A 7,312-nucleotide genomic window follows, 5' to 3' on the forward strand; every position below is an offset into this window, starting at 1 on the left:
GGCCTGGTCGAACTGATCAAGGGCGGTTTCGAGACGCTGGTGGAAGCCGGCTACGCGCCGGAGATGGCCTATTTCGAGTGCCTGCACGAGGTGAAGCTGATCGTCGACCTGATCTATGAAGGCGGCATCGCCAACATGAACTACTCGATCTCCAACACCGCCGAATATGGCGAGTACGTCACGGGCCCGCGCATCGTCACCGACGCGACCAAGCAGGAGATGAAGCGCGTGCTCGCCGATATCCAGTCCGGCCGCTTCGCGCGCGACTGGATGCTGGAGAACAAGGTCAACCAGACCTCGTTCAAGGCGACGCGCGCCAAACTCGCCCAGCACCCGATCGAGGAGGTCGGCGTCCGCCTGCGCGAGATGATGCCGTGGATCAAGAAGGGCGCCCTGGTCGATAAGAGCAAGAACTAACACTTGCCGAAGTTCGACTGAGCTATCGCCGCATGGACGGTAAGCTCCTTCCCACTTGCGGGTCCGCTCGCGGGGGAGGGCTGGGGTGGGGGTACCCCACGACGAACTGAATTTGGGGACCCCACGCCCGCCCGCTCCCCGCAAGGGCCCCCCCCAAGGGGGAGGGGAGCACTGGCAGCGCGCGCATGTCTCAGTAACGACGGCTCCGCTACTTCTCCACCTTGTCGTGCAGGAGCCAGAAGCGCAGCGTGCGCTGCGCGGTCTCGGCCGAGAGGCGGCGGTAATCCTGGGCCGCGGCCATCAGGATTTTCGGATTGAGCGCCTGCATGGTCGGCCGCCGCGAAAGGATGGTCTCTACCGTGGCCCAGCTGAGGCCCGCCGCCTTGCAGGGGATCAGCACCAGGTCATGCCGCGTGCCGGCCAGCACCTTGGCCATCATGGGGGTTGGTAGCTCGTTCATGACCGCCAGCGCGGCCGCGATCTCGTCAAAGCGGTGGGTCTCGGCGAAGGTGAGGATCGCCGGCTCGCTCAGCTCTCCGGACGATTTCATCCGCTTCACGCTGGCTTCGGCGCGGGTAAAATCCTGCGGCGGCTTTGGCGGCGCGGGCAGCGCGACGCTGCCCGTAATCGAGGCGAGCACGCGGCCGATCTCGTCCTTCAGCTCAGGCGGCGCGTTCTCCGTCAGCCGCTCGCGCACGGCCTCCGTGGCGCGCCGCAGAAGGTCCTGGCGGAACTGGAACGGTAAATCAGGACGCAGGCCGAGGATCTCGGTGAGGTCGTCATCGGCGCCGGCATGGGCGACCATGCCGGCATAACCGGTCTCGGAAAACCGCGCCGTGGCGTTGCTGGCGAGGCTGCGAATGACCCGCGGCTCACCGCGGGTGACGATCACGTCGGTGACGGCCTCGGGCAGGTTGATGCGGCCCGCGATCGCATAGAGATGATCCTGGCCCTTGCTGCTGGCGACGTCGACCAGCGTCCCGGTTGCGACCTGTTTTGAGTGCGCGAGCACGTGAGCTGCGACTGAAATCTCGTCGTCGCGCGCCAGCTGCTGAATGATCCGGTCGGGAGCATGATCGAGCCGCGCGAGCTGGCGGCTCAGCTGGGCCCGCGCACGGGTCTCGACATTGAGGACGAGCAGGCAGAACACGTCGTCGAACACCGCGATCTGCTCGTCGGACAGTCGCATGCCGTCGTTCAGGAACAGGCTCGTCACCTGGCGCAGCGCATCGATGCGCTTCGCCGGCGAGCCGGTGCGCACTGCCTCTTCCAGTTCGAGGATGACTGAATGCCCCGCGAGCATTGGTGACCTGACTTAACGATCGCTGCGCCAAATCTGCGCATGGCCCGTCACAGCCGGGCCGCGGGCATTTGGGCCACAACAATCGGTACGTGAGGTTAGCGCGCCGCTCCGTACGAACACGGGGAATGCAAACGAAAAATTAAGTCTTCAGCACGATAGTGGCGGCACCCGAGACGGCATCGCAGCTTGTTGAAATCGCCGTCGAGCCGAAGGCTTGTGAGAGCTCAACCAGACTCTCGGCCATAGCCGCGAGGTCCGTCGCACCGCGCGGAACAAAGGACTGACGCTTCAACCATATTCTTGAGGCGAAGCGGTTCGTGCGAATCCTGAAACAGAAAAGCGTTGTGCGTCAGATTTCAGGCGCGGCTTCTTCATCCTCATTCTCGTTGCACGGCTTCGAGATCATGCGCTGCCGCGCGTTGCTGCTCCTGCACGACCTGAAGGCTGATGCGTTTTCTTCGCCGCGTTGATCCGCCCCCGGCCAGGCGGCGCATTGCGCCTGCTTCGGTCGGGCTTACATAGTGCCCGGACCAGGAAAGCGGGGGGAGATTTATGCGAAGTGTCGTCATCACCGGGGCTTCGACCGGAATCGGCTGGGCGTGTGCGAAATATCTCCTGGACAAGGGATTTCGCGTTTTCGGCAGCGTCAGGAAACAGGCCGATGCCGATCGGCTCCGCGGCGAGTTCGGCCAAAACTTCACCCCGCTCATCTTCGATGTGACCGATGAAGCCGCGGTGCTGGCGGCGGGGCGCGAGGTGCGCGGCGCCCTGAACGGCGAGACCCTGGCAGGCCTCGTCAACAATGCGGGCATCGCGGTCCCCGGCCCCGTGCTGGAACTGGCTGCGGACGAATTCCGCCGCCAGATGAACGTCAATGTGATCGGTCCGATCATCACGACGCAGGTGTTCGGGCCGCTGCTTGGTGCCGATCCGGCGCTGAAGGGTCCCAAGGGACGGATCGTGATGATGTCCTCCGTTGCGGGACGCAACGGCAATCCGCTGTTGTCGGCCTATTCCGCGTCCAAGCATGCGCTCGACGGGCTAGCTGAAAGCCTGCGCCGCGAGATGATGCTGTTCGGGATCGACGTCATCATCGTCGCACCGGGCGCGGTGAAGACGCCGATCTGGGGCAAGGCCGAGGAGGTCGACATTTCGTCCTACCAGAACTCGCCGTTCTATCCGGCCCTGCAGAAGATCCGGAAGTTCATGCTGCAGCTCGGCGAGACCGGGCTACCTGCGGAAAACATCGCCGAATGCGTGTTCGCGGCCCTGACCACCGCAAACCCAAAAGTGCGCTACCAGATCACGCCGGATCCGATGCGGCACCTGATCACCGCGATCCTGCCAAAACGCACCGTCGACAAGATTATCGCTAAGCGCCTCGGCCTGGTTCCCTCGGCATGAGCACCCTGCCCAGCATCCATGGGCTTGCGGCGCTGATCCTGATCGCGCTCGCGCCGGCGGCATTCGCCAACGACGCGGGTGATCCCGACCAGTCCTGCGATGGCCCGACCGCCGCGGTGGTCGATTGCCTCGGCGCCAAGACCGTGCGGTGGGACAAGCGGATGACGATCGCCTACCAGCAAGCGCTGAAGAATGCGGTAAGCCCGCAGCAGCAGGACCGGCTGCGTGCGGCGCAGCGGCTCTGGATTCAATATCGCGATGCCAACTGCCTGTATCACGGACAGGGCGAGGGCACCATCGCGCGGGTTGATGCGGCGGAGTGCGTGCGCAGCATGACCGAGACCCGCGCCCGCGAGCTCGAAGGCCTCGGTCATCAATGATGCGCGGCTAACCCGCGCTGACCGGCTGGCTGTTTCGCGCCGCGGTCATCGCGATCAGCCGCAGTGCGAGCACGGCGAGCAGCGGGATAAGGAACAGGCCGTAGAGCGGCATTGCCGGAATGCGCTTGCCGAAGGCGATCGCGAACTGGGCCCAGAGGTAATAGCCACCCCAGAGATGCAAGATCCGCCAGGCGCGCGGGCCGATCGCCGCCGCCGACCGGTCGAAGGAGGTCGCTGCCATGGCGATGATAATGGTGTAGCCGATGCCGCCGAACAGGTAGGAGCCGAGGTTGGTGGCGGTCGCAAAGGTTGCCGGGTCCATCATGGCGAAAGCGATGATGGCGGTGGCATGCAGCGCGTGCGATGCCGCAAAACTCAGGCCGAGCTGACGGCGGTTACGGCGCTGCCATCGCGTCCAGGCGTTCGGCCAGAGCCGCGCCAGCGCCGCGGCCGAGAACGCAAGGCAGAACAACAGCAGCGAGCTGCGCGCCGTGAAGCGCACCACCATCCGCACGCCTTCGACCTCGAAGCCGCGCATGCCGGCGATCCCCGCGCACAGGCCGGCGAGGATCAGCGTCAGCAGCGTCAAACAGCCGCCAGCCTTCGAACCAGTCGCCTTGTCGCGCGCTCATGACGGGTCTCCTCCGATGTATTAATGTAATCACTAGTTACATATGGCGTGACGCCACTTGGCAATCTGTGTAATCGATGCTTACATTCACGTTCGGGTGATGCCCTGCCAACCCAAGCGCTAGCGGCTGCCGTCTTTCTCGCTGTCATGCCCCGCGAAAGCGGGCATCCAGTATCCCAGAGGCGTCAGTGCTTGAACTGACAGCCGCGGCGTACTGGATCGCCCGGTCCCGCCTACGCCATAGGCTCCGGCGCGACCACGATCGCAAGTACGCGCCGAAGCTTCAGCGAAGGCGGCAAGCCGGGCGATGACGAGTGGAGAAGCGGTGGCTCACCCGGGCACCTTTGTCCGGGAGACCTCATGCCTTCCCCCAAACCCAAGCGTCGGCCGGCCGCGCGACTGCGGCGCGCGCCTGCGTCAACGGCGGACCGAAAGCCCTATCACCACGGCGATCTGCGGCGGGCGCTGGTCGATGCGGCGCTGCACCTGGCAGTCGAAGGTGCTGAGGTCAGCGTGCGCGAGGCGGCGCGGCGCGCCGGCGTTTCGCCGGGGGCGCCGTTCCGACATTTTCCGAGCCGGGACGCGCTGATGATCGCGGTCGCGGTGGAGGCGCAGCGGCGCTTTCGCAGCGAGATCGAGCTGGCCTTTGCGGCCGCGCCGCCGGATGATCCGCTGGGGCAGATCCGCAGCCTCGGGCTTGCCTACCTGCGGTGGGCGATGAAGAACCCGGCGCATTTCGAGATCATCTCGACCGGAAAATACTTTGATCATGACGCGGCCGGCGAACTGTCGCGGGACAATGCTGAGATCATCGCCATGATGGCGCGCCTGCTCGAGGAGGCTGCCGCGCGGGGCCAACTCCGCCATGGCGACCTGAAGCGGACCCAGATCGCCGCCCGAGCGCTAGTCTACGGCTTTGCGCGAATGCTGATCGATGGTCATTTTCCGCGCTGGGGCGTCGCGGAGGGCGAGGTCGAACCGATGGCGGAAGCTATTCTCGACCTGTTCATCGACGGGATTGCGAAGTGCTAGACACTCATGGTGAGGAGGCGCGCGCTGATCCGAGAAGGTCGACCGGTGGGGAGGCGGTGCGCGCCGTCTCGAACCATGAGGCCCGGACCTTGGCCTCATCCTTCGAAAAGCGGCGAAGACGCCGCTCTCAAGATGAGGGTCGGGCGTGGTCGTGCCGACATTTCTACATTAAGCGAGGGTCTGAGCCGCGCTCGCATTGCGCTCATGTGACAGTTCAACTACAGTTTTATGACGCGCTGCGTGATCCCGGTGCGGCGTCCCGTCTGCTGGCCTCCGCCAGCCAAGACGTCGAACCCAAAGACGGGAGCAGCAAGCCTCCACCTCCATGGGGTCCGCGCCCAATCCTGGTCCGACCGTCACGTCAGCCTCCGCGGGACCGACGTCGGTCGGCTTGGTCAGGCTATCGGCCGTGGCCGCGCCACAGGTTGCGGCACTCGGCCTGATGTTGGCGACCGAGACCGACTTCGCCTCGCGCATCGGCTTTCTGCTGTCCTGGAGCATTTTGAACTTCTTCTGGATCGCCCTGCTGCGCCGCCCGGCGCTGTCGGGCGCGCTGTCGCTGACGCTGGTCGTGCTGCTCGTGCTGCTGTCGCGGCTCAAGCACGATGTCGTGCAGATGACCGCGAACTTCGTCGACCTGATGGTGATCGACCGCGATACCGCGGCGTTTCTGTTCACGATCTTCCCGAACCTGCGCTGGTCGGTGATCGCGGCCGCTCTCGTCATCCTGCCGCTAATGTACACGCTGTGGTGGCTCGATCCGTTCCGGATTCCGCGGCTGCCGGCGCTCGCCGGCAAGCTCGCCTGTCTAGCCGCGCTGGTCGCTTATTCGCTGACCTTTCCGGACGAGGCCTGGCGCGGCTATTACGACGACGGCTATTTGTCGAAATTTGCGCGCTCCGGTGTCATCGCCGTCTCCGATTTCGTCAGGGACGGTTTTATGGAATCCGCTCCAGCGACAAACGAGCACCTCAAGGTGCCGCTGGTCGATGCCTGCTATCCCGCCGGCCGCCGCCCCAACATCATCATGATCCATGACGAATCGAGTTTCGACATTCGCGCCGCAGGCGGCATCAAGGTGCCGCGCAACTATGGCAGCCATTTCCTGTCCTTCGACGGCAAGGCGCGCCAGTTCATGGCCGAGAGCAATGGCGGCCCGAGCTGGTTCACCGAATACAACGTGCTCGCAGGACTGTCGTCGCGCTCGTTCGGCCGCTTCGCCTATTTCGTCACACGGATCGCCACCGGCCGGGTCGAGCGCGGCCTGCCGCTCGCACTCCGCCGCTGCGGCTATGACACGATCTCGCTCTATCCGGCCTTCGGCGGCTTCATGAGTGCGCGCGCATTCCAGACCACGACAGGCGTTGCGCATTTCTACGATGCGCATGATCTCGGCGCCAAGGACGTCGAGCCCGACAGCTTCTTCTACGATTCCGCGCTGAACCTGATGTCGCAGGAAGCTCCTGGCAAACCGCTGTTCGCCTTCGTCTATCTGGCGGCCAATCATTTTCCCTGGGAGACGAGGTTTCGCCCCGAACTGCTGCCGGCCTGGCGCGCGCCCGGCAATGCGCCATCGATCGATGAATATCTGCGCCGCCAGGCGATCAGCGCCGAGCAGTACCAGGCATTCGTGGCCGGCCTGAAGAAGAAATTCCCGAACCAGCCGTTCCTGATCGTGCGCTATGGCGATCACCAACCGGAATTTGCGCCGCACATCCTCGATCCCGGCCTCGGTGAGGCAGCGATCGGCAAGAAGCTCGAAAACTACGATCCGCGCTATTATGCAACCTATTTCGCGATCGATGCGATCGACTTCGAACCGGTGAAGAGCCCAGCGGTGATGGACCGGATCGATGCGGCCTATCTGCCACTGGTGATCCTGGAGGCGGCCGGCATTCCGCTCGATCCGTCCTTCGAGGAGCAGAAGGCCATCATGCTCCGCTGCGGCGGCGTGTTCTATGCCTGCCGTGACGGCGCCGAGGCCCGCCGCCTCAACCGCCTCCTGATCGACGCCGGGATGATCCACGGCCTGTAGCGCTGCCGGATCGGGTCGATGTCGCGGGAAGCTCCGTAGGGTGGGCAAAGCCGCTCTTGCGGCGTGCCCACCATTTGAGGTCAGACGCGAGAAGAGGCGGTGGGCACGGC

Annotated in this window: 7 protein-coding genes and 1 pseudogene; 6 read left to right on the forward strand and 2 right to left on the reverse strand. The window is 64.7% G+C overall.

Translation table 11 applies throughout. The annotated features are described in order from the left end of the window. Nucleotides 1-417, forward strand: a pseudogene (locus tag JOZ76_RS36785) (ketol-acid reductoisomerase); the annotation flags it as partial. 208 nt (nt 418-625) lie between these two features. Here JOZ76_RS36785 and JOZ76_RS36790 read toward each other — a convergent pair. Then, nucleotides 626-1,720 carry a DUF2336 domain-containing protein gene (locus tag JOZ76_RS36790; RefSeq protein WP_291706275.1) on the reverse strand — a complete coding sequence of 365 codons (1,095 nt, stop codon included), beginning with the start codon at nt 1,718-1,720 and terminating at the stop codon, nt 626-628. A 317-nt stretch (nt 1,721-2,037) separates the two neighbouring features. On the opposite strand from JOZ76_RS36790, the gene JOZ76_RS36795 reads away from it, so the two are divergent. The 3 genes from JOZ76_RS36795 to JOZ76_RS36805 all read left to right on the forward strand — a co-directional run bounded on the left by JOZ76_RS36795 (nt 2,038) and on the right by JOZ76_RS36805 (nt 3,504). Then, nucleotides 2,038-2,190 carry a hypothetical protein gene (locus JOZ76_RS36795; protein WP_291706276.1) on the forward strand — a complete coding sequence of 51 codons (153 nt, stop codon included), beginning with the start codon at nt 2,038-2,040 and terminating at the stop codon, nt 2,188-2,190. 82 nt (nt 2,191-2,272) lie between these two features. Further along, nucleotides 2,273-3,124 (forward strand): SDR family oxidoreductase, encoded by an 852-nt coding sequence (locus JOZ76_RS36800; RefSeq protein ID WP_291706277.1) that lies wholly within the window; start codon nt 2,273-2,275, stop codon nt 3,122-3,124. Next, the gene (locus tag JOZ76_RS36805) at nt 3,121-3,504 is read left to right on the forward strand and encodes a lysozyme inhibitor LprI family protein (RefSeq protein ID WP_291706278.1); all 384 of its coding nucleotides are present in this window, start codon (nt 3,121-3,123) and stop codon (nt 3,502-3,504) included. Before JOZ76_RS36800 ends, JOZ76_RS36805 begins: the two co-directional genes overlap by 4 nt. Before the next feature lie 7 nt (nt 3,505-3,511). On the opposite strand, the gene JOZ76_RS36810 is transcribed toward JOZ76_RS36805, so the two are convergent. Then, entirely contained in the window at nt 3,512-4,093 is a 582-nt protein-coding gene (locus JOZ76_RS36810; protein WP_366938672.1) for a hypothetical protein, read from the reverse strand. A 402-nt stretch (nt 4,094-4,495) separates the two neighbouring features. Here JOZ76_RS36810 and JOZ76_RS36815 point away from each other — a divergent pair, with 402 nt between their 5' ends. Both JOZ76_RS36815 and JOZ76_RS36820 read left to right on the forward strand, forming a co-directional pair. Beyond that, complete coding sequence (locus tag JOZ76_RS36815; RefSeq protein WP_291706279.1) at nt 4,496-5,167, forward strand: TetR/AcrR family transcriptional regulator; 672 nt, start codon at nt 4,496-4,498, stop codon at nt 5,165-5,167. A gap of 325 nt (nt 5,168-5,492) precedes the next feature. Continuing rightward, nucleotides 5,493-7,202 (forward strand): sulfatase-like hydrolase/transferase, encoded by a 1,710-nt coding sequence (locus tag JOZ76_RS36820; RefSeq protein WP_291706280.1) that lies wholly within the window; start codon nt 5,493-5,495, stop codon nt 7,200-7,202. The last annotated feature ends 110 nt before the right edge of the window (nt 7,203-7,312 follow it).

This window comes from Bradyrhizobium sp. (assembly GCF_019244115.1).
In the GTDB taxonomy this organism is placed as follows: domain Bacteria; phylum Pseudomonadota; class Alphaproteobacteria; order Rhizobiales; family Xanthobacteraceae; genus Bradyrhizobium.

Bases quoted from the DNA above. Each gene is read 5' to 3' on its own strand.
- JOZ76_RS36790 (WP_291706275.1), bottom strand. From the start codon at position 1,720: ATGCTCGCGGGGCATTCAGTCATCCTCGAACTGGAAGAGGCAGTGCGC.
- JOZ76_RS36800 (WP_291706277.1), top strand. From the start codon at position 2,273: ATGCGAAGTGTCGTCATCACCGGGGCTTCGACCGGAATCGGCTGGGCG.
- JOZ76_RS36805 (WP_291706278.1), top strand. From the start codon at position 3,121: ATGAGCACCCTGCCCAGCATCCATGGGCTTGCGGCGCTGATCCTGATC.
- JOZ76_RS36815 (WP_291706279.1), top strand. From the start codon at position 4,496: ATGCCTTCCCCCAAACCCAAGCGTCGGCCGGCCGCGCGACTGCGGCGC.
- JOZ76_RS36820 (WP_291706280.1), top strand. From the start codon at position 5,493: ATGGGGTCCGCGCCCAATCCTGGTCCGACCGTCACGTCAGCCTCCGCG.